Source organism: Curtobacterium sp. PvP017 (assembly GCF_054060195.1).
In genome coordinates, this window is the sequence record NZ_JBSSCY010000006.1 from 252,210 (window position 1) to 274,448 (window position 22,239).

A 22,239-nucleotide genomic window follows, 5' to 3' on the forward strand; every position below is an offset into this window, starting at 1 on the left:
ATCTGAGGTCGGATATCGGCGGCCCGCTCGAAGGTGCTCACTACAGCATTACCCGCCGGACCTGCGATGCCCGCTTCGCAATGCCGCTACCGGTGCCCAGAAGTTCATTCCAGGGAGCCTCCGAGAACAGCGCGACCCGCCGAATAAGCGGGCCTTCGATCACATCAACACGGCACGCGGCGCCGTCACCCGCCGCGTACACCAACCGCCCCTCGCCTAACCCGTACTTCCTGCAGTACGCCGCCATCTGGTACAGATCAGCGTTCGGGTACTGACCGTGCTTCTCGACCTTGTACTTCACATCGATGCACGCCCGTACCTCTCCGTCGACGAGCCACACGAGGTCAGGCGCGATCTTCACCGTCCCTTCGACGTCGAGCGTCGACTGGTATTGCGACACCAGCACTCCCCCTTACGGCTTGAATGCCTCACGCAGGGCAGCCAATACGAAGTCCTTGGAGACCGACCACATGTCGACCAAGAAACCGGGCGCGACAACCTCCCAGCGCGTTGTTCGACCGACGACCCCGCCAGCACGAGCGATGCCAACGCCAGCACCGACGTGTACCGCGCGTTCTGTCGATCCGGCCGGAAGACCGGCACCGGCGCCCCGACGGGGATCACCGACACTCCGTCGAGCACTCGCACGATCAGTCGCAGCGCCCCGAGCACATCGGCTGGCACACCCGGCGGTCGCAACAACCGCGTCGTTGCGGAGAGCCGCACCTGGTTCTCCGCGATGTCCTCGACGTAGTCGTCGAACGATACCTCGACCGGCAGCGGCTGCCCACCCCGCCGCGTCAGCTGGTCCCCGATCCGCCACCGACCACGCACGAGCGGCAGCGCATCCTCGCGCGTGACGTATCCACGGAGCGGGCCACCGGCCAGCGCCCGCGAGGCCTGCCGCACGAACGCGTGCGCCAACGCCGGCACGAGGTCCTCGTCCTCCTCGAACCCGAAGTCGTCCTCGGTTCAGATCGCACTCCCCGCCCGCGCGTACTCGAGCATCGCGAAAAGCCGCCGCACCGGCGTCTTCGGCTTCAGCCACACCGTGTGCCCGGCGATCCGCACGACGCCGACCTTCCGCACACCGCTCATGCGGTACTCGTCGTCGCCGAGCGTCGGCGCGACCGTCGCGATGTTCGCCGACGCAAGCCCGACCGCCACCGCCCGCGGCAGCCGGTGCACCACCGGCTGGTCTGCTTCCCGCAGCTCAATCGTCGACGGAAGCACCCTCAGCCCCGTCCGCAGAGGAGGACGTTGCTTGGCGACGCAACGTTGCCAGGCCGTACCTCGCCTCCAGGTCGCCCCCTCCGCCTTAGTGGTGCTCCGCCAGGAGCGGCAAGATCTCGTACCGCCACACGTCCTGCAGACCGGTTCCGGCGAGATCGCGCATCAGGAACGACGGCCCGACCTTGGCATCGTGGTCCTGGATCTGTGCGTTGACTCGCGTCAGCAGGTCGACGCCGCTATGTGGATCAGCTTCGAACTGAGCGCAATCCGTCATCTGAAGCGGCGGCCTCGAGCAGGCTGACCGCCGGGATCTCCTCCGCAGGCAGGTTCATGAAACTGGCGATCAGCTCCCCGAAGCCTGCCGCGGATCGGCGCGCTGCACCCGTCTTCGCCCACGCGGGGAAGCGGAGGGTTACGTCCGCGTCCTTGGTGATGATCTCGACGACGGGTGGCCGCTCCGGAGCGTCCGAACGACGGACGTACCGGATGTTCGCGAGGCTCAACTCGGAGTCGATCGCACCAACCCGTCGCAACGAGTCCTGCTTGGTCAGGAGCAGACGTCGGTCGGTAACGGCAACCCAACCGTCGCTCAATCGGGGAAGGGTGATCCGGTCGAACGAGACGTCCGCCAGGGCGAGCACCTGCTCCCCCGGCTGGAGGCGGAACGGGAGGATCCGAACGAGCTCCTCCGGAACGTCGTCCTCGAAGACCAGCAACGACGGAAGCTCGAGGGACTCTCGGTCGCGGGCCGCCTCGAGGCCTCGGATGTGCCCGAGGGCGTCCTGGAGCTCGCGCACCATGAGGTGCGACTCCTTCGCCGCTCGTGCGGTACCCCCGATCTTGAACGTCCGCTTGCCCGGCAGTTCGGCGATGATCGCGAACTCTCGAGCGAGTTGGTCCAGCAGCTCGTCTGTCTGGGCAAGCGACTGCTCGTGCAGATCGCGCGCGTCGGTCACCAATCCGTCGAGCAGCTTGGCGTCTGCCTCGTTCGTCTTCGCACTCCGCAACAGGTGGCCTGCGCGGAGGGATTGGTAGACGAACCAGGATGTCTGCGAGAGCAGCAGCGCCTGGACATCGGCGATGATCGCCTGCCCGTTGTCGGCGAGGTACTGCTGGCGGTCCTTGTGCCCGATCTTCTTCTCGAGCTCGTCGACGTATCGCTGGACTGCGTGCTTGTTCGCATCCCACTGCGACGTGAGCTCACCCTGGTAGCCACGCACCTCAGCGAAGACGGCGTCGGTTACTTCCCCGATCCGTCGGGCGTGCCGCAGTTCGCGGATGAGGGTCTCGTAGTGTCCGGTCACCGCGGACCACTGGCCCTGGCGCACGACCTGCAGCACCTTCGAGGTCAGTTCCAGATTGTGCTGGGCAACGGCAGCGATCTGGTTCAGCTGGAACTGGATGACCATCAACGTGATCGCGGGCCCCATCGAGGCGAGGACCGAGGCAGTCGTCGCTGCAGTGGCGGGGAGCCAGCGGACCGACGCTGTGAACGAACCGCCGCCGCTCGCGAGGGTCCCGAGGTTCCAGCCGTCCTTGACTATCGGTGTCGCCGTCTTGAGCGCCTCGAGAGTCTGAGGTGCCAGTCGCACGAGTCCCTGGGCCTGCATCGCTGCGTTGACGCCCTGCGCGCCGACGCTTCCAAGGCCGACGGCGTTCCCGACGGCCGTCGAGACTGCGCGCAGCGTTGGCTCGTCGATGAACGAGAACGGAACGACCTCGAGTCCATCCGGGACATCGGTGCCGAAGAAGATGGCGAGACCGTCCTCGAACTCGACCAGCCCCGACGAGGGTGCCTCGTCGTTCTGTGACTCATCCTCGTGCACTTCGTCGTGGAGCTCATCGCTCATCGGTGTCTCCTTCAGCGTTCTGTGTGTTGGGATTGAGCTGGTCGACAAACCACCGCAGCGCGTCAACGACCTGCTCGCGGGCAGCGGTCGCGTTGAGCACATCGATCGCGAACGACGGCCGCTTGTCGATCCTGCTGGCGGCGAGGTCGATCCCCGGCACGGCATTGAGTCGGCTACGGAACTCTTGCCGCAGCGCGAGGTCATCGAACGGCGGGCGGACTCGTAGGTGCTGGAACACCACCTCGACGCTCCCGGAGATCGGGTAGATCGCGAAGGGCCAGTGCGACGGCCCCTCCTCGGAGCGACGCGGTGCCGTCATGAACGCGCTGCTCTCCCGGTTCGACCCGAACTCGACAGTGCCGCCGAGTTCCTTCCATGCGGCGAAGAGCTCGGAGACGGCGTGGAACGTCGTCGGCGGGTTCGCGCTGGAGAGTTGGCCCATGAAGGTGCCATCCGACACGGCGTCCGTGCCGTTGACTCCGTCAGTGACGAGGCCGACGCGCTCGGCGAGCGCCGCCGTTGAGAGACGGGCGGCCTCGTCGGCGGCGCCGTTCGTCCAGAACCGCAGGCCCTCCTCTTTCAGAACCGCACGGGGGTCTCGATCATCTGACGGGTCCGGCCAACGGAACCCAGGCGAGATCGTGCCGCCGCCCTGCAGCACCCGGTGTGCTCCGATGACCTCGTGGCTCGCTAGATGAACGCCGAGCGGGACCGGGTGCGTGCCGACGAGAGCAGCGACGTCACCGTACGACGACCAGTGGCCGGCGGGGATGGCCATGATCGCTTGGTGTACGAGCGACCAGTCGCGGCCGGTGTCGGATGACTGCAGCCGTTCGTTCGGGCCGGCCCACTGCTCGACGATCCGTTCGGCGAACCAATCACCACGAGCAAGGATCTCGGCGCGCCCCCACGTCGAGGCTTCAAGGACAAGCCGGTTCAGACCGCTGAAGCTGCTCTTTCGGAAATCTTCCTGCTTCGAGGGGAAGGGCCGGTTGCTGAGCTCGGAGTTGTACCCGGTCAGCGTCAGGTTGCCGAGCGAGTGCACGAGCTGCTCGTGCACGAGGTCGGCCGTCTCGTCGTCGGCGAGATTGACATCGAGTGCTGCACGCCATTCTGGGGTCAGCGTCTGCGGCAAGATGTGCTCGATCGTCGACTTCTCGACGTCGACCGGTTCCTTCGCGTTGAGTTCCTCCTGCACCCACTTCAGGATCAGCTTCTGCTGGGTCCGCAGACCACGTAGGTAGAACGGCTGGGTGCGGACCGCGTCGCGGATCTGGTCGTCGGTCGAGAAGTACTTTCGCCCGGTCGAGAAGTAGTCGACGAGAACCCGGTCGACCGGTCGATCATCAAGGACGCCGCACGCCTGCAGGATGGTGCGGTTGAGGCCCTGGCCCGAGCGCCCACCGATGGTCCGGCGAACGATGTAGGACTCGACTGCTGCGAGCGCGCCCGCGACCTGCTCCGTGCTGCTGGCGCCGGCGGCGCGCCGTGCGAGGAGCCGAAGGGTGAGCGGCACGGTGGTCGTCGACCCCCACTCCGCCAGGTGCTGCAGGTGCTTGCGAACACCGGGGTCAGGCTCGCGGGAAGGCTCCCGGATCACCTCGAGCTGCTCGGACAAACGGCTGAAGCGTTCGATCTCTGCGAGGATCTGCTCGTCGTCCATCTTGGCAAGCCGCGCCTGCTGGTAGCTGTAGATGTCGCCCTGCTTGAGCAGCGGTTCGTCTGCGACGGCGTCGAGCCAGAAGATCAGCTCGAGGTCGTTGACGCTGAGCCGGCGCTGCATCGGGAGCCACCACGACGTGTACACCGACTCCCCACGGGACACGAGTCGCATGAACAGGTAGTTGCGGACGAGGTCACCCTGCGTCAGTCGGAGACCCGTGTTGTTGAGCGACTCGAAGATCCGGTAGACGTTGTCTTCGTCGCGAGCGGTGATGGACACGAAGCTCAGACCGCCGAGGACGGCCTCGCGGATCCGTTCGATGTCGTGGGGATCGTCCGGGTCGTCGGCGAGCTCGAGCTCGCGACGGAAGAACGAGTAGGCGTCGCCCACCCCGGAAGTGGAATCGGCGCCGACTGCGCCGTCGACGACGGCTCGGAAAGAGTCGCGATCCGCCTGCGTGGGCAGGAGCTTCAGTCGGGCGTCGCCGGGCTTGAAGCGGTCCGCGATGTACTGCTCGTGGATGCTCTCGGCAAGCATCGGCGCGTCGGTCTGGTGCACCCGGAGGTAGTCCCGGAGCGCGCAGAGCAGGATCGACAACGTTGTCAGTCGCTGCTGGCCATCGACGACGAGGAACTCCATGCCGGTCGGCACGATTGCGCCGGTCGAGAGCACGAGTGAGCCCATGAAGTGCGTCGCGCTCGGGTTCGTCCGGCGGGTCTCGGCGAGTTCGAGGATGTCGCTCCACAGGCGCCTCCGCTGACGCACCTCCCACGCGTAGGGCCGCTGGTAGAGCGGCACCAGGTACTGCTTGGGTCCGCCGAGCAGTTCCTGCAGGGTGGTTTCACGTACGTCCATGTATCGTCCTCCGTCATCGAGATCCTAGAGACAGAACCGAGTCCTTCTCGACACTGCCCATTGGGCATCGGAAGTAATCCCGGAAATCCGGCGGAAACCCGCATTGCCAGTCCTATTGATGTGTAACGTATCAACGGGAGTTTGGGTCAGCAGCACCCCAGAACAGGTGCTCCCGAGGCGGCGTCACATCCACGAGGATGAATCAGCACCGCGCGCTACGGGGACGGCGAACGGTCGAGACGAACAGATCCACCGAGGGGCAACACCATGACGATGGCCGGAGAATCCGCAGGGGTCGAGGCACACCGCCAGCGCAGCCATGCACGCGAACTCCGCCGCCAGGCAGACGACGCCGAGCAACGCGCTGCCCGCTTCGAGATCGCCCACCGCACCGAGAGCGAGACCGCGCGGATCCTCGCCCCCCTCGCCGGCATCGGCTACCACCTGCTCGCGGACCGCAGCTGGCCAGGCAGCCGCACAGCGCAGGTCGACATGGTCGTCGTCGGCCGCGCCGGCGTCTTCATCGTCGACACGAAGGCCTGGCGCGAGGTCGCGGTCCACGGCGACCGGATCACCCGCGGCCAAGAGGACGTCACCGACGACATCGCCCGACTCGCCGATCTCGCGTACAGCACCGAGGCAACACTGGCGGACACGGGCCTGGCGCCCGGCGAGGTGCATGCGGTCGCCGCACTCGCAGGCCAGAAGCGCATGCACGCTCGCGTCGCCTCGGTCGATGTCATCGGGGCGCACGACCTCGTCGGCTACATCACGAAGCGTGGAGCCCGATTGTCCGCGTCCCGCGTCGACGAGGTCCTCGCCGCGATGCTGCACCACTTCCCCGTGATCGGCGACGGCGGAGCAACACCGCCACAGGTCGTCGTCCCGGCACCGGTGCTCCCCCGCGAACCCGACGTCCTCGTCCCGAGGGTCGACACCGCGGACGACGAGCTGACCGACCAGCTCCTCGACGGCGTGCTCGAAGCGCCGATCGAGGACTGGATGGCGTTCCTCGACCCGGCACAGGCCAAGCTCGTCCGCCGCAGCTTCAACGGCCCGGCACGCATCCGCGGCGCTGCCGGCACCGGCAAGACCGTCGTCGGCCTGCACCGGGCCGCGTACCTCGCACGCGCGACCGGCGGTCGCGTGCTGTTCACGACGTACATCAGCACCCTGCCGAAGGTCCTCGAGTCCCTCCTCGAACGCCTCGCGCCCGACATGGTCGGTCGCGTCGACTTCATGGGCGTCCACGCGTTCGCCACGCGCCTGCTGAAGGAACGCGGCATCGCGTTCCGCACTCCTGGACGGGAGGCCCAGCTTGCGTTCGACGACGCGTGGAACGCGATCCGCGCCTCCAGTCCGTTGCGGTCGTCGCGATTCTCGCGCTCGTACTGGGAAGACGAGATCAGCCACGTCATCAAGGGCCGCGGCCTGACGCGGTTCGACGAGTACGCGGACCTGGCTCGCGTCGGGCGCAAGCACGCGCTCCCGCTGGAGACGCGGCAAGCCGTCTGGGACCTGTACGAGGCGTACGCGCGCGGGCTGCGTGAGCGACGGGCGCACGACTGGCAGGACATCGTCCTGCTCGCACGCGATGCGGTCCGCGCGGTACCGCTCGAGCGGTACGACGCGGTCATCGTGGACGAGGCGCAGGACCTGTCCTGCGCGATGGTCGCGCTGGTGCACCAGCTCGTGGGTGACCGGACCGACGGCCTGACACTCATCGGTGACGGACAGCAGACGATCTACCCCGGCGGGTACACGCTCGGCGAGGTCGGCATCAATCTTTCGGGCCGAGGCGTGGTGCTCGACGTCAACCACCGGAACACCGCTGAGATCCTCGAGTTCGCGAAGGAGATGGTGGCGGACGACCAGTTCGTGGACATCGAGGGCGTTGATGGGGTCGGTGACGCGGTGTCCGACGTCTCGCGCTCCGGTGCTGCTCCGACGATGACGCGGTTCGCGAGTCGTGCCGACCACGACCGGGCGATGCTCGACCGGCTGACCGAGGTCCTCCGGCTGGTCGGGACCGGTCACGGTGACGTCGGCATCCTCACGGCGACGAACCGGCAGGCGGACGACGTCATCGAAGCATTGGGGCGAGCCGGCGTCCCGACCGTCTCGCTGCAGCAGTACGCGGGACGGAGCTCCGATGCGGTCCGCGTGGGGACGGTGAAGCGTGCGAAGGGCCTCGAGTTCAAGCAGGTGCTGCTCGCGCACGGCGATCCCCGGCTGCTCGATGCTGCCTCGGCCGATCCGTCGGAGACCGAACGGGAGCGGCGGGAGCGAGGCCGCCGGGAGCTCTACGTTGGGATGACACGAGCACGAGATGGTCTGTGGGTGGGCGTCCGGAGCGGAACGTCACGCGGTCGCTGAGTCGATGGCGAATGCGAGTGCAGATCGTCAGCGCGAGTCCGACATCTGATATTGTCACCGCCGGAGGGGCAACATTGGGGAATCTCATGGTCGATCTCGCAGCGATGAACGCAGCGAGCACGACCATCACGAGGATCAGCGCAGCGCTGAACGAGGCAGCTGGCGCTGCTGGCATCGCGGCGGACTTCGGGAGCGACGCGGTCGCAGCAGCCCACAGCGAGGCCTCGACGTCACACGAGCGATCCGTGCGGGCAATCGCAGAGATGACTGACACCATCGGCGGGTGGGTGCGAACTGCAGCTGAAGAATTCAGCCGCCGCGACGCTGACCTCGCGGGCGACGCCGAATGACGGCTGATCCGACCCGCGGCGCTCCGGCTTCGATCAGGGTCACCGCGCGGCGGCATGAGGCACGTGCCCAAGCGCTCCGCGACGAGCAGACCCGTCTGGAACGCGCAGCGGGAGGCCTGAGCGCCGGTGAGTGGTCCGGCTCAGCCAAACGGCAATTCACGTCGGCGGCTGGGACCCTCGGACCGTCCTACTCACGGACGGCATCCCTCATCGAGCACGTCGCACAGACGCTGTCGCGGTACGCCGACGAAGTCGAGCGCATCCAGGATGAAGCCGCCCGCATCCGCTCCGCACAGGACAGCGCTGCGGCCGATCGGGATCGGCTCGTCACGGACCGCTCCCGGCTCAATGAGGCTGTCGACTCCGGGACGGATGTGGAAGCCGATCACGTCATGCTCCGCCGGGTCGCTGACGCGCTGACACAGCAAGACACTCTGGACTCTCAACTGTCCACGCGATGGGCCGAGCTCGTCGCTGAGCGGACACGACTGGACGACTCGACGGCCGCGGAGCTCTCCGACGTCGACTCCGTCGGCGTCGTTGCAGTTCAAGCACACTCAGTGGGCCGGATGTCGGATCGTCAGCTCCTGACCTGGTTGGGTTCGTTGACACCTGACCAGCTCCTTGCACTGCGCGACGATCCCGCGATCGCCGACCGGCTTGGTTCGGTTTCCGACCCTGAGTTGATCGCTGACTGGTGGTCCTCGGCCGGCGGGTCACACGAGCGGGGAAGCAACGACGGGCACTCTTCCGAGCAGGACGCCTTGATCGCAGCGTTCCCCCGCCGTGATCGGCAACCTGAACGGCGTTGCGTACTGGGCAAGGGACAGGGCGAACCGCAGCCAACTCAAGACGCTCATCGGGTCTGCGTCAGGCGAGGACCTCGCCGCGTACAAGAACATCCGCGCGTCCCTCGGGAAGTACAAGGGGGTCCAGCTGACCTCGCTCGTCCCACACCACCCGCCACTCGCCGCTGTCTCGATCGGTGATCTCGACAGAGCTCACGATGTCACGTACCTCGTCCCCGGGATGGACTCGGACACGAGGAACATGACAGTCGTGGAGCGAGCCGCTTACAACCTCCGGGTCCGCCAACAGGACTACGTCGGAGACGCAGCAGTCGTCGCATGGATCAACTACGAGACCCCGACGCCGAAGACGGTTCTGCACGGCGATCTCGCTCGGGCAGGCAGCGAACGACTCGGGCAGGACCTCGCGGGGTTCAATGCTGCCCGCGGCTCGACCAAGGGAACGCTCAACGTGGTCGGGCACTCCTACGGGTCAACGACGTCCTCGCTCACCCTCGCTGACGGTGATTACGGGGTCGACTCGTACGTGACGGTCGGATCGGCCGGACTGGAACGCGAGATCAAGACCGCCGACGACATCCACTCCGATCAGGTCTTCGCCGCGCAGGCTCCGCGTTCGATCCCTGGCCTGCCGGGCGACAACTGGTCGTGGATCGGGCAGGCTTTCAGCATGACTCGCCGAGATCCAGCTAGCCCGTCGTTCGGCGCCACATACCTGCCGACAGCTGGTCTCCCGCACGACCCGACGATGAACGGCGTGAATCGCCACGATCCGATCTGGAACAACGCGACTGACCACGCCGGCCAGTACGGGTACTTCGACAAGAACACCGAGTCACTCGACAACATCGCCCGCGCGACCACCGGGAAGGTCAGCGACCGATGAGCACACGCACTACGACAGTGATCCTGAGCTTGGTCCGCACTTCGGTGCTGCTCGCCGGATGTGCGCAACAACCGAAAGGCAGCGAGATGGACGCCGAACAGGCTCGAGACGGCATGGTCAGCCTGGTCAAGCAGACGATGGATGCTGCCGGTGGGGACTGGACGTCGCTCTCGGACACACCTGCATCGTCGGAGTGCTCGACGGCCAACGTCGCGGGTGTCACGTTCTCGTGGGACCAGGAGCGCGCTGGCTCCGAGAACCCGGAATCCCTCGTTCGCGCGGTCGCGAAGACGTGGAAGCAGCACGACTACGACGTGACGATTCGGCAGGACACGATCGACGACGGACGGCCGCTCTGGTCCGCGGTCACCACCGGCCAGGCTGTGGAATCGATCTCGGTCAACGCCAGTCCTCGACGGGTATCGATCGAGGTGCAGTCGGCTTGCGGCACTGGTGACATCGCAGACTACGAGTGACCGACGACGTAGCACTCCAGCGGAAGGACTGAGCAGATGGTGACGGCAGGCGCTCGCGCTTCGGTGCTGGACCGGGTGCTCATCGAAGCTGGACTGATACGGGCTACCGCACGACCGCGACCACCGCGACTCGCGGACCTTTCCGGGCCGCTGCGGAGCGAGGTCCTCGGCCTCTACCGCCAGCTCGGAGGCAAACTCGATGAACCACTCCTTCGACCGGGCGCTTGGGATCTGCCGTACTCGGACGTAATCGTCGAACTTGATGAAGACATGCACTTCAACCGGTATCGAAGACGCTGCAAGCGCCGTTCGCAGCAGTACTTCCGTGGGCGGCGGCGTACCGTCAGCACGCTGGAGCCCACGAAGGCCGCGCAGGGACCGGTGGCAGACGATGGACCAGTCCCCCGGCCGAGCGCATGTTCGGGCCAGCCGACGAGAAGTGGGTGTTCGACCACGGCGGGGCTCCGCGATGGAAGCAACGAGCGCTGTACGACGCGATCAAGGATGCTGCGGCCGCAACTGGACTTGTCCAGCTGGCGCGCATCTCAATCTACGACGCTGTGGACGGAATCTGTATCGAGGAAGCTCTTCGTGGTCGCGAGACGATCGCGCCGGACTCGCTCCGACGGTTCGTTGAGTCGCGTTCATTTACTCAGGCATGAGGGCCGAAAGACAGAAGAGGCACGATGCCAACCAGCACCGCGCCTCCCGTCCATCACCGCGTCGTCAACTCACCAAGTGAGCACAAACCGCCCCCGCGTTCCCCCGGCCTCCAACCGCTCATGCGCCTCCACAGCCCGCGCAGCCGGCAGCGCCTCGGCAACCCGCGGCGTCAACGTCCCACTCTCCACCGCGTGCCGCAGCTGCTCGAGCTTGTCGAACGACCGGTACTCCGAGAACACCATCACCTGCACGAACTCGATCCCCCGAGCCCCGTTCCCCTGCCACCCACGCACGTCGAAGAACACTCCGCCGTCGCGGACCGCATCCACGACCGAGGACCGCTGCACCGCAGCATCGGCGAGCGCATCGGCCCCGTCCGGCACGAGCTCGCGCACCGCGGCAGCAAACCCATCACCGCGAGGCACGATGTGGTCCGGCCCGAGCGACCGAACCAGCGCCTCGTCCTTGTCAGCAGCATCCGCGATCACGGTCAGCCCGGCGGCCTTCGCCAGCTGCACCACGTAGTTCCCGAGCAGCCCGGCAGCACCGGTCACGGCGAGTGTGTCCCCACGCGACAGCCCGGCGAGCGACAGGATCTGCAGCGCGGTCAGCCCGTTCATCGGCACCGTGGACGCGGCCTCGAGCGACGTCCCCCGCGGGATCCGCGTGAACGACCCCACCGGCGCCACGAGCTCCTGCACGTACGCCCCGCCGTGCGTGCTGAGCGGCAACGCGATCGCCATGACCTCGTCGCCGACCTGCCATCCGGTGACGTCGGGCCCGACCTCGTCGATGACGCCGGCGGCGTCCATCCCTGGCACGTACGGCGGTGAGGCTTGCGAGCTGTCCCGCTCCCCGGCACGCACCCCCGTGTCGGTCGGGTTCACGGCGAACGCCTGCACCCGGATCCGCACGGACCCCGCACCGGCGTGCGGCTCCGGCACCTCGTGGACGGCGAGGGCCTCCGGCCCTCCGAACTGTTCGACTCCGACGACCTGCATCCTCCCGGTCTACGCGCACCCTCCGCAGCACAACCAGTGAACGTTCTGAATTTGGGGCGAACCGACAACGGGCCTACGGTTGATCCGGATTTCAACTGTTCCACATCGGGCGCAAGTGCAAAGCTCGTTGGCCCTTTGATCCCTGGTCGCTGGCCCGATGCGCGTCGTTCCTGGGGAGTCAAACGCTTCAGCACTGTCTTGAGCGCAGCCGACGTCCGATCGAACGGACGACAGGCGAGCCGTATTTTCACTGCGTACAGTCGTCTCTGTAGCGCGAAGCCGCTCTGGTAAGCCGCAACTTGCAGCCGGTTCGATCGAACACGACTAGCGCCGACAGAAGGGCCTCTCCCGCCTCGTGCTCGATAGGCTCTCGGTCATGTCGGATTACAGCCTCGCTCCCAGACCTGGCAGCCAAACCACGATCGTCTTCACGATCTTGGAACCAGGCGGGCTCACGCTTCCCACGCTGAAAACCAACCTCGACGATTTTGCAAGGCTGACTAGCTTCTCTACGCTACTCAACGTCGACGAGTATCGGTACTGGTCCCGTACCTCTCAACCGGACCTTCGAGTCGACAGGTTGCGCTACGGAAGTCCTTTTGAAATCGTTGGCCAGCTTCCGGAAGTAGCAAACGCCTTGGCCCCACATCTCGTGTGGCCTTCCGTTGGCTTCGGAGTGATCCTCGCAAATCAGGTTCTCAAGCAGGTGAGGGGCTTATTCAGAGACTGGACGGGCGGATGGCGAGAACTGAGCGAGTCAGCCAAAATGCGAGCGGAAGCAGATCTAGCTCGCGCACAGGCCGAGGAGAGTCGGGCTCGATCGAGCCGCGAGAGGTGGGAGCTTGAAGCCCGACGCCAGCGTGAAGCAATTGAAGTGCCGGAAGCCGAAGCCCTAACACGACTGATGATGCCCGACTTCCTGGCAGATGCGGCAGCAATCGCAGACCTGCCTCAGGAGGCTCGGGATAATCTCCTGAATATGCTCAGGGAACTCGACCGGCAGGATAAGACTGCATTGCACTGGAACGCAACCAGCGTTCCCGTGACCTCGAGACCTTCGAAGGAGAGGGACATGGTCCGAATGTTCAGCCGCTTGGTATTCAAAGAAGAAGCCGAAATTCGACCAAATGGAGACCCGCGCCCCTGACAGCTTATCGTCGATGGGTCACATCTACCAGGTTTCTGGAATGTCTCGCTCGTTGTCTCGTAATGGATCATTCAATCACACAGTTCAGCGAAGCCATGCTTGCCGCGGTTTTGCGGAACGCCGAGCCGGACGGCCGTGCGGCGCGCACGCTTCGACGTGCCGACGGCATGGATTCGCCCGCGGTGACGGACTGGATCCGCCCGCAGTACTGAGACGGTGACGGTTTCGGTTCACGATCCCCGACGATCGCGAACCAGAACCGTCACCGGCCGGAAGCCGAACCACCTTTCCCGGCCGCACCATCCCCCGATCGGACGATGCCGAGACCACCGCCCCCACCGATCCCCCGCGGCGCCCCACCGGCCAGGCTGGACCCATGCCCGAGTCCCCCGCCATCGAGGTCCAGCACCTCAGCAAGCAGTACGCCACCGGCAAGGTCGCCGTCGACGACGTCAGCTTCGACATCCAGCCCGGCGAGACCTTCGCCCTCCTCGGCCCGAACGGCGCCGGCAAGTCCACCACGGTCGAGATCCTCGAGGGGTACCGCTCCCGCACGGCCGGCGAGGTCCGCGTCCTCGGCCACGACCCCGCACGGACGAGCCGCAGCCACAACGCACGCATCGGCATCGTCCTGCAGACCAGCGCCGAGTCCCCGAACGTCACCGTCGCCGAGCAGCTGCACCACTTCGCGACGCTCTACCCGAAGCACCGCAGCGTCGACGACCTCATCGCGGCCGTCGGGCTCACCGCCCAGCGCAACACCCGCATCGCCCGACTCTCCGGTGGCCAGCGCCGCCGCGTGGACGTCGCCCTCGGCATCATCGGCCGCCCCGAGGTCCTGTTCCTCGACGAACCGACCACGGGCTTCGACCCCGAGGCCCGCCGCCAGTTCTGGGAGCTCCTGCGCCAGGTGCAGGCCGAGGGCACGACGATCCTGCTCACCACGCACTACCTCGACGAAGCAGCCCAGCTCGCCGACCGTGCAGCGGTGATCGCGGACGGGAAGCTGCTCGACATCGCCCCGATCGACGAGATCGGCGGCGCCGCAGCCCGCACACCACGGGTCCGCTGGCGCGACGATGCCGGCGAACACCACGACGAACGCACGACCGACCCGACCGCACTCGTCCGCAGCAGCACCACGGCCATGCACGACCTCGAAGTCATCCGCCCGTCCCTCGAGGACGTCTACCTCGGAATGGTGGGCCAGCAGTGAACACCGCGACCAGCCGCATCTCGTACGAGATCCGCTCCTACTTCCGCGCCCCCGACGCCGTCTTCTTCACGTTCCTCTTCCCGATCATCATGTTGGCGCTCTTCTCGGTCGCTTTCGCGGACGCCGACCCGATCCGCGCCGTCGCCAGCAACGGGCGGCCGATCAGCGTCGACTACGCCACCTACTACCTGCCGGGTCTGGTCGCGACGGGCATCCTGCTCTCCGGCACCCAGTCCCTCGGCGTCGACATCGCGACCGAACGCAGTGACGGCACGTTGAAGCGCCTCGGCGGCACACCGCTGCCGGTCCTGAGCTACTTCGTCGGCAAGATCGGCATGGTCCTCGTCACGACCATCGTGCAGACGGCGTTGCTGCTCGGGATCGCGAGCCTGGTGTTCGGCGTCGACCTACCGACCGCGGCGAGCAACTGGGGCGTCTTCGCGGGTGTGATGGTCCTCGGTATCGCGACCAGCTGCGTCCTTGGCATCGCGATCTCGGCGCTCCCCCGCGAGGGCCGCCGCGCCACCGCCACGATCGTCCCCATCGTCCTGGTGTTGCAGTTCATCTCCGGCGTCTACCTGCCCTTCACGCAACTGCCCGATTGGCTGCAGAACGTCGCGTCCGTCTTCCCCCTGCGCTGGATGGCGTCCGGCATGCGGTCCGTCTTCCTGCCCGACGCGTTCGCGTCCGCCGAGCCGGGAGGCGCGTGGCACCTCGCCCTCGGAACGCTCGTCCTGGTCGCGTGGCTGGTCGGGGGCACGGTGGCCTGCGCCCTCACCTTCCGCTGGAACCGCAAGGACGCCTGATGGGGCCTGTGGAGAACCGCTCCGCGGTCCTGCATCGATGGGATGCTGTGGTCATGAGCGGCGAGACGTGGGTGCGCAACCGGTGGTTGCACGTGTTCTTCGCGGGCACGATGCTCCTCACCGCCGTGATCACCGCGCTCGGCTGGTCCCCGTGGTCGACCCGCTGGCCGGCGTACCTGGCGGTCGTGGTCCTCGTCGTGGCGTACCTCGCGTACGGGCACCGCGGCTACGACAGCCCCCGAGCCGCCGCCGCGTTCCTGCCGCTCGTCGTCGTCGCCGCCCTGGTGCTGCCGGCCGTCGTGCCGAGCACCGCCTTCGTGCAGTGCATCGTGTTCCCGCTCGTCTGGGTGCAGTCCGAGCGGGTCCGCACCGCGGTCCTGTTGTCCATCGCGGTCGGCGTCGCGAGCGGCATCGGTCTGCAGGTCTCCGAGGGCCCGGACGCCCTCGTCAGCACCCTGCTCATCGAGGGCATCAGCGTCATCGGCGCCTGCGCGATGGGCGTGTGGATCTCGAGCGTCGCCGGCCTGTCCGAGGAGCGCCGCCAGCTCGTCGAGGAACTCCGCGCCACCCAGCAGTCCCTCGCCGACGCGAACCGCACGGCGGGCATCGCGAGCGAACGGGAGCGCCTGGCCCGCGAGATCCACGACACCGTCGCGCAGAACCTCGCCGGGATCGTCATGCTCACCGAACGGGCTCGCGGGGACCTGGCGAACGACCGCTCCGACGCGCTCGAGGAACGACTCACCGTCCTCGAGGAATCCGCACGCGCCGCCCTCGAGGAATCCCGCACCCTCGTCGCAGCCGGGGCAGCCGGCATGACCCACGACAGCCTCGCCGGCGCCCTCCACCGTCTCGCCGAACGGCACACCCGCGAGACCGGAGCAGTCGTCACCGTCGACGCGTCCGACTGCGTGCTGGATCGCGATGCGCAGGTGGTCCTGCTGCGGGTCGCGCAAGAGGCCCTCTCCAACGTCCGCGCGCACGCCGGCTCCGCCTCCGTGCAGGTCGGTCTGTTCCGCGACGAAGAGCAGACCGTGCTGCGGGTCACCGACGACGGCGCCGGGTTCGACCCCGAGCAGCCCACCGCCGGGCACGGCCTGCGCGGACTCCGCGAGCGCCTCGCCCTCGCCGGCGGGACCTGCACGATCACGAGCGCCCTGGGCCGGGGCACCGTCGTCGAGGCGATCCTGCCCACCGGAGCCGCACCGGGCCACCCGTCCGCCGTTCGTCACCCCGTGGCGGAGGTGACCCGGTGATCCGCGTCGTGGTCGCCGACGACCACCCGATCGTCCGCTCCGGCATCGTCGCGCTGCTGCAGGACGCCGACGACATCGACGTGGTGGGCCAGGCCAGCGACGGCCGTGCCGCGGTGTCCGTCGTGCTGGCGGAGCGCCCCGACGTCGTGCTGATGGACCTGCGGATGCCCGAGCTCGACGGTGATGCTGCGACGGCGGAGATCCTCGCGGCGGAGCCGGCCGTCCGCGTCCTGATCCTGACGACGTACGAGTCCGACGACCAGATCCTCGCGGCCATCGAGGCCGGGGCCACCGGCTACCTGCTCAAGGCAGCCCCGGAGTCCGAGATCCTCGCCGGGGTTCGGGCGACGGCGCGGGGCGAGACGGCACTGGCTCCCTCGGCCGCGGCGGCGCTCGTCAGGCGGGCCACCGGTGGGATCCCGACGGGCCCGTCCCTGACCCCGCGCGAACTCGAGGTCCTGCAGCTCGTCGCCCAGGGCAACTCGAACCCGGCGATCGGCCGCGCCCTGTTCCTCAGCGAGACGACGGTGAAGACGCACCTCGGGCACGTGTTCGAGAAGCTCGGCGTCAACGACCGCACCCGTGCCGTGACCCGTGCGATGGAGCTCCGACTCCTCCCCTGACCCCCGCGCTTCCCGACGCGCGCTCGGTGAGCAGAAATGGTCGGGTGCGTCACCGCGACCCGACCATTCCTGCTCACCATGTGACGCGCCCCGCTGCCATCGAGGCGCGCCCCACCCGGTGTCACCACCGCTCAGTGCTCCGCGCCCGCCTCCTCCGGTCGGATGCGGAACACCCGTGCCGTCGGGGTGGCGCCACCGTGACCGACGTGGAGCACGCCCGCCGATGCCTCCCACGAGACGGACCACGATCCGAGCACCGTCGGGAACAGCGGCTCGACGACCACCGCCTGCCCGGCGAACGCCGGCAGCGGCACCGACACCGACGCCGACGCCGACGCACCGGGCAGCGACCACACCGACAGGTACAGGTCGCCCGTGGTGGCGCACAGGCCGAGCGCGATCCAGGGGTCCTCCCAGGCGGGCAGCCCGAGCGGCCACTCCGGCACCGACGACTCGATCACCTCGAGCACGGCCCGGTGTGCCTCGATCGCAGAACGCACGACCGCCCGCTGCGATGTGCTCATCGCGTTCAGGTAGCCGGACAGGTACATCCGCCCGAGCACCCCGTTCACGAGCGACAGCGCGAACAGGTCGGGCGACATCGACGGCGCCGGGTACGCCCAGTTCCCCGCCTGCTCGGGCAGCATCGCGGCGGGGGCAGCAGCCGCGATCGACGCGGACAGCACCGGGTCCTGCTGGTCCGAGGTCGACTGCATGTGCAACCGGGACAGCATCGCGGAGTCGGCGCGCATCGCTCCCGAGGCGCAATTCTCGATGAGCAGCGACGGGTACCGGGCCTGCACGGCGTCGAGCCAGTCGAGCAGCGCCCGCTGGTGGTCGAGCATCCCGGTGAACGGCCCCGTCATGGTGTTGTTGTCCATCTTGAAGAACGTCACCCCGAGCTCCCCGACCAACCGGTCGACGACCGCGTCCAGGTGCGCCCGAGCCTCCGGCGAACGGAGGTCGAGCAGGTGCCGTCCGTGCTCGGCGACCCGCACACCGTCGTGGTGCACGAAGGCCGGCGACGGCAGCGACACCGCCAGCGGCGAGTGGATGCCGATGACCTCGGGCTCGAGCCACAGCCCGGCCTGCATGCCCCGCGACCGGATGTGGTCGATGACGGACCCGAGCCCGGTCGGGAACCGCGACGCAGCTTCCTCCCACGGTCCGACGGTCTCCCACCAGTGCCCCTCGGCGTACCAGCCGGCGTCGATGCAGAACAGGTCCGCTCCGGCGTCGGCAGCGGCGTCGATCAACGGCAGCAGCTTCTCGGTGGTCGGGTCGCCCATGAGCGTGTTCATGTAGTCGTTGAACACGAGCGGCAGGGCTCGATCGGCCTCGCGCACGTGCCGGAACGCCCGACGCTGCGCCGTGAGCACCTCGAACGCGCCACCCACCGAACCGGCGATCCCCACCGACACCGGAACGGACACGAACGGCTGCCCCGGAGCGACGACGGCCGTCCACTGGTGTTCCTGGTCGGTCGGTCCGCTCAGCAGCACGTACGCGTGCCGCCGGGTCTCGCCGAGTTCGTACAGCCACGGCCCGTTGTGCTCGATCTGCCACACAAGCGCGTACGGAGTCGGCACAGCGCTGTCCGCCTGCAGCACCCCGATCGGCAGGGCCTCTCCCGTCGACCACGATCCCCGGTTCTGCACGACGGCACGGCTTCGGGGCGGGTGGTGCTGCGCCTCGCGGTCGATGCGCGCCAGCCCGATCGACCGCAGCGGATCGGTCCGCCACCGGCTCTCGGCCGCCCAGTCGTTGTCCGCGTGCACGAGGGCCAGGTCGTCGACGCCGACACCGGAGTCCGTCAGGAACGCCCCGGTCGCGAACGACGACACGAAGTCCACGACGTGCTCGCCGTCGTCGGCGGAAACCTCGGTCCACGTCTGGAACGCCGCGACGTGGGCGCGCGCCCGGAACACCGACTCGACCTGGAGGCCCGTGGCCGCGTCCGTCTGCACGATCCGGAACCACGGATCGGTCGCGTCGTCGGACCCACGCCAGGAAACGGGTCGCAGTCGCGCCCCGATCGTGGAGTCCACGTGCCGGAACCCGCCCGGGAACCGCCCGTGTCCGATCGTGGTCAGCTCGACCAACGGCTGCGGGTCGTCGGGTCCGTCGGCGAGCGCTCCACCGGCCGGCACGAAGGACACGAGTGCGGCGGGCTGGTCGTCGCCGATCCGGAAGCGTGCCGAGAACCCGGGCGTGACCCAGTCGGCGAAGGCTCCGCTCACCGTGCGCCGACCGGCGCGGGCGAACTCGTCACCCAGTCACCGACGCCGTGGTCGTAGCAGGTGGTGTTGTCGATCTTCGCGCGGTCGAGGGCGCTGCCCGAGGTCACCTTGCGGTCGATCCGCTCGGGGTCGGGGGCGGCCTCGGCGAGCAGCCGGGTGTAGTCGTGCTGCGGGTTGAGGATCACGGCGTCGGAGGGTCCGCGTTCGACGACCCGGCCGCGGTAGAGCACCAGGATCTCGTCGGAGAAGTGGCGTGCGGTCGCCAGGTCGTGCGTGATGTACAGCACGGCGAGGTGGTCCTCGCGCTGCAGGCGTCCCATCAGGTTGAGCACGCTGAGCCGGATCGACACGTCGAGCATCGACACCGGTTCGTCGGCGATGAGCACCTGGGCGCCCGGGGCGAGTGCGCGGGCGATGGCGACGCGCTGCCGCTGCCCGCCGGAGAGCTCGTGCGGTCGGCGGCTCGCGAAGTCCTCGTCGAGGTTGACGCGGCCGAGCAGTTCCCGCACCTTCTCGGCGGTCTCGTCGGCACCTCGGGCTCGGTGGTGCAGCTGCAGCGGCCGGGCGATGTGGTGCTCGATCGAGTGGAACGGGTTGAGCGACGCGAAGGGGTCCTGGAACACCATCTGCACGTGCCGTCGGTACATGCTGCCGACGACGGGCGTGCCGTCCTCGAGCCGCACGTCGATGGAGCCGCGGGTGGTGCTCTCGAGCTTGGCGAGCATCCGCGCGATGGTCGACTTGCCCGAGCCGGACTCCCCCACGAGCGCGACGGTCCGGCCCGGCAACAGGTCGAACGACACGTCGTCGACGGCGCGCAGGGTGGTCCGCTTCAGGCCCTTGCGGGTGTGGAAGTCCTTGCCGAGGTGGCTGACGGTCACACTGGTCATCGGATCTCCTCGTGGACTGCGGCCGCGTGGTCGTCGACGCCGGAGCGGATGAACGCGCCGCGCTCCCCCGACAGGCTCGGGAACGACTGCAGCAGCTTCTGCGTGTACGGGTGCTTCGGATCGTGCTGGATGACGGAGGCGCGGTCGCACTCGACGACCTCGCCGCGCAGCATGATCGCGATCCGGTCGCTGATCTCGAGCAGCAGCGGCAGGTCGTGCGTGATGAACACGACGGCGAACCCGAGCTCGTCGCGCAGTCGGACGATCTCGCGCAGGATCTCGCGCTGCACCACGACGTCGAGCGCGGTGGTGGGCTCGTCCATGATCATGATCTGCGGTTCGAGCAGCATCGCCATCGCGATCATCACGCGCTGCCGCATGCCGCCGGACAGCTCGTGCGGGTACGCGGTGATGCGGGACGGGTCGACGCCGACGCGGCTCAGCGCGTCCTCGGCGATCGCCCGCCGTTCCTTGCGGGACAGGTCGCGCCGGTGTTCCTTCAGGGCGTCGTCGAGCTGTGCCCGGATGGTGGTGACCGGGTTGAGGGCGTTCATCGCGCCCTGGAACACCATCGACAGCTTCGACCAGCGCACGGCCCGCAGCTGTTCGTGCGGCAGCCCGAGCAGGTCGATGTCGGTGCCGTCGCGGTCGTGGAACGTGATGCTGCCCGAGGCGACCTTCGCCGGCGGTCGGTGCAGCCGGGTGATGGCGTAGGCCAGGGTCGTCTTGCCGCAGCCGGACTCCCCCGCCAGCCCGAGGATCTCGCCGGGGGCCAGGGTGAGCGACACGTCCTTGACGGCGTGCACGGGGTGTTCGGTCTCGTAGACGACGTCGAGGTGGTCGATCGTCAGCACGGCTTCGGCACTCATCGGACGAACTCCTTCGTGGTGCGTGCGGAACGCGTGGCGCGGGCGGCGCGCTTCGCACGACGGTCGCGCCGTCGCTGCGCCCGCACGTTGGCGAGCCGCGGGTTGATGACCTCGTCGATCGAGAAGTTCACCAGGGACAGGCCCATGCCGAGCAGCGCGATGAGCAGGCCGGGTGGTACGAACCACCACCAGGCACCGTTCGCCAGCGCGAAGCCGTTCTGGGCGTAGAAGAGCATGGTGCCGAGCGTCGACGAGTTCGACGCCCCGAGCCCGAGGAACGACAGTCCCGCTTCCCCGAGGATCGCGGCGATCACCGCGAACACGAACTGCGACGCCAGGACGGGCAGCAGGTTCGGCAGGATCTCGACGGCGATGACCCGCCAGGGCCGCTCGCCGGCGACGCGGGCGGCGGAGACGTAGTCGCGGTTGCGGATCGACATCGTCTGCGCACGCAGCACCCGGGCGGACCCGGCCCACGAGGTGATCGCGAGGACGACGGCGATGGTCCAGAGCCCACGGGCCTCGCGCGGCACCAGGCCGGAGATCACGATGACGAGCGGCAGGCCGGGGATGACGAGGAACACGTTCGAGAACAGCGAGAACGCCTCGTCCATGATCCCGCCCAGGTAGGCGCCGAGGATCCCGAAGAACGCGGACAGCACCGTGGCGAGCACGCCGACGATCAGGCCGATCTGCAGGCTGCCGCGGGTGGCGTAGGCGAGCTGGGCGAGGACGTCCTGCCCGGTCTGGGTCGTGCCCAGGACGTTCGAGCCGCTCGGCCCCTGCAGTCCGGAGTCGCGGATGGTGGTCGGGTCGCCGACGAGCAGCGGCCCGACGACGCCGAACAGCGTGACGCCGGCGACGAGCGCGATGCCCGTGACGAGCCACGGGGTCAGGGTCGGCAGGAAACGGCGGATGCCGCCCTTGGTCTGCCGCCGGGTGGCGATGGACGTGGTGGTGTCGGCCTCTTCGGCGAGTGCGCCGATGGTGGGTTCGGTGTCCTGCTGGATGTTGGTCATGGCGTGTCCTC

The 22,239-nt window shown here is 68.0% G+C and carries 20 protein-coding genes and 2 pseudogenes; 11 read left to right on the forward strand and 11 right to left on the reverse strand.

What is annotated here, in order from left to right; genetic code table 11:
- Nucleotides 1-40: 40 nt before the first annotated feature.
- From ACVKXF_RS13630 to ACVKXF_RS13650, 5 genes are all read right to left on the reverse strand, one after another.
- On the reverse strand, nt 41-400 hold the full coding sequence (locus tag ACVKXF_RS13630) for a 5-methylcytosine restriction system specificity protein McrC (RefSeq protein ID WP_456796023.1): 360 nt from the start codon (nt 398-400) through the stop codon (nt 41-43).
- Nucleotides 358-933: a 5-methylcytosine restriction system specificity protein McrC gene (locus ACVKXF_RS13635; RefSeq protein WP_456796024.1), complete on the reverse strand. Its 576-nt coding sequence runs from the start codon at nt 931-933 to the stop codon at nt 358-360. Before ACVKXF_RS13635 ends, ACVKXF_RS13630 begins: the two co-directional genes overlap by 43 nt.
- Nucleotides 934-972: 39 nt before the next feature.
- Nucleotides 973-1,191, reverse strand: a complete 219-nt coding sequence (locus tag ACVKXF_RS13640; protein ID WP_456796025.1) for a hypothetical protein — start codon at nt 1,189-1,191, stop codon at nt 973-975.
- Nucleotides 1,192-1,478: 287 nt separating this feature from the next.
- Nucleotides 1,479-3,083, reverse strand: a complete 1,605-nt coding sequence (locus ACVKXF_RS13645; RefSeq protein WP_456796026.1) for a hypothetical protein — start codon at nt 3,081-3,083, stop codon at nt 1,479-1,481.
- Nucleotides 3,073-5,601 carry a GmrSD restriction endonuclease domain-containing protein gene (locus ACVKXF_RS13650; protein ID WP_456796027.1) on the reverse strand — a complete coding sequence of 843 codons (2,529 nt, stop codon included), beginning with the start codon at nt 5,599-5,601 and terminating at the stop codon, nt 3,073-3,075. Before ACVKXF_RS13650 ends, ACVKXF_RS13645 begins: the two co-directional genes overlap by 11 nt.
- 267 nt (nt 5,602-5,868) lie before the next feature.
- Between ACVKXF_RS13650 and ACVKXF_RS13655 the strand changes: the two genes are divergently transcribed.
- The 3 genes and pseudogenes from ACVKXF_RS13655 to ACVKXF_RS13665 all read left to right on the forward strand — a co-directional run.
- The gene (locus ACVKXF_RS13655; protein ID WP_456796028.1) at nt 5,869-7,977 is read left to right on the forward strand and encodes a UvrD-helicase domain-containing protein; all 2,109 of its coding nucleotides are present in this window, start codon (nt 5,869-5,871) and stop codon (nt 7,975-7,977) included.
- Between the two features lie 86 nt (nt 7,978-8,063).
- Nucleotides 8,064-8,327: a hypothetical protein gene (locus ACVKXF_RS13660; RefSeq protein WP_456796029.1), complete on the forward strand. Its 264-nt coding sequence runs from the start codon at nt 8,064-8,066 to the stop codon at nt 8,325-8,327.
- A pseudogene (locus ACVKXF_RS13665) lies at nt 8,324-8,524 on the forward strand (alpha/beta hydrolase); the annotation flags it as partial. The gene ACVKXF_RS13660 and the pseudogene ACVKXF_RS13665, both read left to right, overlap by 4 nt.
- On the opposite strand, the gene ACVKXF_RS13670 reads toward ACVKXF_RS13665, so the two are convergent.
- Entirely contained in the window at nt 8,519-8,716 is a 198-nt protein-coding gene (locus ACVKXF_RS13670; protein WP_456796047.1) for a hypothetical protein, read from the reverse strand. The pseudogene ACVKXF_RS13665 and the gene ACVKXF_RS13670 overlap by 6 nt on opposite strands.
- A 397-nt stretch (nt 8,717-9,113) precedes the next feature.
- Between ACVKXF_RS13670 and ACVKXF_RS13675 the strand changes: the two genes are divergently transcribed.
- From ACVKXF_RS13675 to ACVKXF_RS13685, 3 genes and pseudogenes are all read left to right on the forward strand, one after another.
- The gene (locus ACVKXF_RS13675) at nt 9,114-10,022 is read left to right on the forward strand and encodes an alpha/beta hydrolase (protein WP_456796030.1); all 909 of its coding nucleotides are present in this window, start codon (nt 9,114-9,116) and stop codon (nt 10,020-10,022) included.
- Nucleotides 10,019-10,498 carry a hypothetical protein gene (locus tag ACVKXF_RS13680; RefSeq protein WP_456796031.1) on the forward strand — a complete coding sequence of 160 codons (480 nt, stop codon included), beginning with the start codon at nt 10,019-10,021 and terminating at the stop codon, nt 10,496-10,498. The genes ACVKXF_RS13675 and ACVKXF_RS13680 overlap by 4 nt, the downstream gene beginning before the upstream one ends.
- Before the next feature lie 36 nt (nt 10,499-10,534).
- Nucleotides 10,535-11,160 (forward strand): annotated as a pseudogene (locus ACVKXF_RS13685) (DUF7255 family protein).
- A gap of 69 nt (nt 11,161-11,229) precedes the next feature.
- Here ACVKXF_RS13685 and ACVKXF_RS13690 read toward each other — a convergent pair.
- Nucleotides 11,230-12,162: an NADP-dependent oxidoreductase gene (locus ACVKXF_RS13690; protein WP_456796032.1), complete on the reverse strand. Its 933-nt coding sequence runs from the start codon at nt 12,160-12,162 to the stop codon at nt 11,230-11,232.
- A 376-nt stretch (nt 12,163-12,538) separates the two neighbouring features.
- Here ACVKXF_RS13690 and ACVKXF_RS13695 point away from each other — a divergent pair, with 376 nt between their 5' ends.
- From ACVKXF_RS13695 to ACVKXF_RS13715, 5 genes are all read left to right on the forward strand, one after another.
- Nucleotides 12,539-13,309, forward strand: coding sequence for a hypothetical protein (locus ACVKXF_RS13695; protein ID WP_456796033.1), 771 nt, complete (start codon nt 12,539-12,541; stop codon nt 13,307-13,309).
- 376 nt (nt 13,310-13,685) lie between these two features.
- Nucleotides 13,686-14,525, forward strand: coding sequence for an ABC transporter ATP-binding protein (locus ACVKXF_RS13700; RefSeq protein ID WP_456796034.1), 840 nt, complete (start codon nt 13,686-13,688; stop codon nt 14,523-14,525).
- Nucleotides 14,522-15,331, forward strand: a complete 810-nt coding sequence (locus ACVKXF_RS13705; RefSeq protein WP_123313053.1) for an ABC transporter permease — start codon at nt 14,522-14,524, stop codon at nt 15,329-15,331. Before ACVKXF_RS13700 ends, ACVKXF_RS13705 begins: the two co-directional genes overlap by 4 nt.
- Nucleotides 15,332-15,384: 53 nt before the next feature.
- Entirely contained in the window at nt 15,385-16,587 is a 1,203-nt protein-coding gene (locus ACVKXF_RS13710; protein ID WP_456796035.1) for a sensor histidine kinase, read from the forward strand.
- Nucleotides 16,584-17,210, forward strand: coding sequence for a response regulator (locus tag ACVKXF_RS13715; RefSeq protein ID WP_456796036.1), 627 nt, complete (start codon nt 16,584-16,586; stop codon nt 17,208-17,210). The genes ACVKXF_RS13710 and ACVKXF_RS13715 overlap by 4 nt, the downstream gene beginning before the upstream one ends.
- A 131-nt stretch (nt 17,211-17,341) precedes the next feature.
- On the opposite strand, the gene ACVKXF_RS13720 is transcribed toward ACVKXF_RS13715, so the two are convergent.
- The 4 genes from ACVKXF_RS13720 to ACVKXF_RS13735 are packed head-to-tail and all read right to left on the reverse strand — an operon-like array spanning nt 17,342 to nt 22,228.
- A complete protein-coding gene (locus tag ACVKXF_RS13720; protein WP_456796037.1) occupies nt 17,342-19,450 on the reverse strand; it encodes a glycoside hydrolase family 36 protein in 2,109 nt (702 codons plus the stop codon).
- Nucleotides 19,447-20,340, reverse strand: a complete 894-nt coding sequence (locus tag ACVKXF_RS13725; RefSeq protein ID WP_456796038.1) for an ABC transporter ATP-binding protein — start codon at nt 20,338-20,340, stop codon at nt 19,447-19,449. The genes ACVKXF_RS13720 and ACVKXF_RS13725 overlap by 4 nt, the downstream gene beginning before the upstream one ends.
- The gene (locus tag ACVKXF_RS13730; protein WP_123313058.1) at nt 20,337-21,209 is read right to left on the reverse strand and encodes an ABC transporter ATP-binding protein; all 873 of its coding nucleotides are present in this window, start codon (nt 21,207-21,209) and stop codon (nt 20,337-20,339) included. Before ACVKXF_RS13730 ends, ACVKXF_RS13725 begins: the two co-directional genes overlap by 4 nt.
- Nucleotides 21,206-22,228: an ABC transporter permease gene (locus tag ACVKXF_RS13735; RefSeq protein WP_123313059.1), complete on the reverse strand. Its 1,023-nt coding sequence runs from the start codon at nt 22,226-22,228 to the stop codon at nt 21,206-21,208. The genes ACVKXF_RS13730 and ACVKXF_RS13735 overlap by 4 nt, the downstream gene beginning before the upstream one ends.
- Between the last annotated feature and the right edge of the window lie 11 nt (nt 22,229-22,239).

What these genes read in the sequence shown, in the direction of transcription:
- ACVKXF_RS13660 (WP_456796029.1), top strand. Translation starts at nt 8,064, where the DNA reads ATGGTCGATCTCGCAGCGATGAACGCAGCGAGCACGACCATCACGAGG.
- ACVKXF_RS13650 (WP_456796027.1), bottom strand. Translation starts at nt 5,601, where the DNA reads ATGGACGTACGTGAAACCACCCTGCAGGAACTGCTCGGCGGACCCAAG.
- ACVKXF_RS13730 (WP_123313058.1), bottom strand. Translation starts at nt 21,209, where the DNA reads ATGAGTGCCGAAGCCGTGCTGACGATCGACCACCTCGACGTCGTCTAC.
- ACVKXF_RS13700 (WP_456796034.1), top strand. Translation starts at nt 13,686, where the DNA reads ATGCCCGAGTCCCCCGCCATCGAGGTCCAGCACCTCAGCAAGCAGTAC.
- ACVKXF_RS13710 (WP_456796035.1), top strand. Translation starts at nt 15,385, where the DNA reads ATGAGCGGCGAGACGTGGGTGCGCAACCGGTGGTTGCACGTGTTCTTC.
- ACVKXF_RS13725 (WP_456796038.1), bottom strand. Translation starts at nt 20,340, where the DNA reads ATGACCAGTGTGACCGTCAGCCACCTCGGCAAGGACTTCCACACCCGC.
- ACVKXF_RS13690 (WP_456796032.1), bottom strand. Translation starts at nt 12,162, where the DNA reads ATGCAGGTCGTCGGAGTCGAACAGTTCGGAGGGCCGGAGGCCCTCGCC.
- ACVKXF_RS13735 (WP_123313059.1), bottom strand. Translation starts at nt 22,228, where the DNA reads ATGACCAACATCCAGCAGGACACCGAACCCACCATCGGCGCACTCGCC.
- ACVKXF_RS13680 (WP_456796031.1), top strand. Translation starts at nt 10,019, where the DNA reads ATGAGCACACGCACTACGACAGTGATCCTGAGCTTGGTCCGCACTTCG.
- ACVKXF_RS13655 (WP_456796028.1), top strand. Translation starts at nt 5,869, where the DNA reads ATGACGATGGCCGGAGAATCCGCAGGGGTCGAGGCACACCGCCAGCGC.
- ACVKXF_RS13645 (WP_456796026.1), bottom strand. Translation starts at nt 3,083, where the DNA reads ATGAGCGATGAGCTCCACGACGAAGTGCACGAGGATGAGTCACAGAAC.
- ACVKXF_RS13695 (WP_456796033.1), top strand. Translation starts at nt 12,539, where the DNA reads ATGTCGGATTACAGCCTCGCTCCCAGACCTGGCAGCCAAACCACGATC.